The 1,696-nt window shown below is 48.5% G+C and carries 1 rRNA gene (cut by a window edge); it reads right to left on the bottom strand.

Annotated features, from left to right (window positions below):
• Positions 1–1,592: ribosomal RNA gene (locus tag DP116_RS30610) — 23S ribosomal RNA — on the bottom strand (its annotated part extends 234 nt beyond the left edge of the window); the annotation flags it as partial.
• Positions 1,593–1,696: the final 104 nt, after the last annotated feature.

Raw genomic sequence — 1,696 nt, 5'->3', positions numbered from 1 at the left:
AGACAGTTTCCTACTCGGCCTCACTTTATAACGTCAATGCGGATTTGCCTACATCAACTAGCTACGCCTTTGGACGGCAATCCATTAAGCCGCTCCATATAGCCTCCTGCGTCCCCACTTAGCTCCTAACGATATTACGGTTGTACGGGAATATTAACCCGTTGTGCATCGGCTACGCCTCTCGGCCTCGCCTTAGCTCCCGACTAACCCCACGTGGACGAACCTGCCGTGGGAACCCTTAGTCTTTCGGTGCATTGGATTCTCACCAATGTTTTCGCTACTTAAGCCGACAGTCTCACTTGTGCTTCGTCCACATGTGCTCATCGCTCATGCTTCACCCTACAACACAACGCTCCCCTACCACTCTAAATAAATAGAGTCTACGATTTCGGTGACATGCTTAGCCCCGTATATTTTCGGCGCAGAGTCGCTTGACCAGTGAGCTATTACGCTTTCTTTGAATGGTGGCTGCTTCTAAGCCAACATCCTGGTTGTCTATGCAACTCCACCTCCTTAATCACTTAGCATGTACTTTGGGACCTTAGTCGGTAGTCTGGGCTGTTTCCCTCTTGAGTACGGAACTTATCTCTCGCACTCTCACTGCAGGATATTACGTTACAGGTATTCGGAGTTTAACTCGATTTGGTACGGATTTTCTCCGCCCGCACCGAACTAGTGCTCTACCCCCTGTAAGATACGTCCCACGCGGTGCCTCAACGCCTTTCGGGGAGAACCAGCTAGCTCCGGGTTCGATTGGCATTTCACCCCTATACACAGCTCATCCACTGATTTTTCAACATCAGTTGGTTCGGACCTCTACGCATTTTTACACACGCTTCATCCTGGCCATATATAGATCACCCGGGTTCGGGTCTACCTCATGTAATTATATGTCGCCCTTATCAGACTCGGTTTCCCTGTGGCTTCGCATATTAACTGCTTAACCAACTACATAAGGTAACTCGCCGGCTCATTCTTCAACAGGCACACTGTCACACTATCTAAAAGTGCTCCAATTGCTTGTAAGCACACGGTTTCATGTTCTATTTCACTCCCCTCACCGGGGTTCTTTTCACCTTTCCCTCGCGGTACTTGTTCACTATCGGTCGTAAGTCAGTATTTAGCCTTACCGGATGGTCCCGGCAGATTCATACAGGGTTTCGCGTGTCCCGTATTACTTGGGATACTCCTGAGGTTCAGACAATTTCGTTTACCGGACTGTCACCGTCTATGGTGTGCCTTCCCAAACACTTCAACTATCGTCATCCCATCTCATGATGGAGTCCCGCAACCCCTAAATAACTTGCGTTAATTAGGTTTGGGCTGTTCCGCTTTCACTCGCCGCTACTAACGGAATCACTGTTTTGTTTTATTTTCTTCCCGGTACTAAGATGTTTCAGTTCCCGGACTTACCTCGTTCTATCCTATGTATTCAGATAGACGTCACCAGACATAACTCTGGTGGGGTTGCCCCATTCGGAGACCCACGGATCTTAGTCTGTAACGACTTCCCGTGGCATTTCGCTGTTTACTGCGTCCTTCATCGGCTGCTTACGCCTAGGTATCCACCGTGCGCTCTTTGTAGCTTGACCAAAGTCTGGATCTTTTTCTCGAACAACAGGACATTGTCGAGGATTCCAGACAAATTAATTCTGTGGATATCTTTGAAGTTCCGAAGAACTTCTAGGATACGGAC

The organism is Brasilonema bromeliae SPC951, from assembly GCF_012912135.1.
GTDB lineage: Bacteria > Cyanobacteriota > Cyanobacteriia > Cyanobacteriales > Nostocaceae > Brasilonema > Brasilonema bromeliae.
Note: the sequence above shows the minus strand (reverse complement) of the source record. Positions and strands in the feature narration are given on the sequence as shown.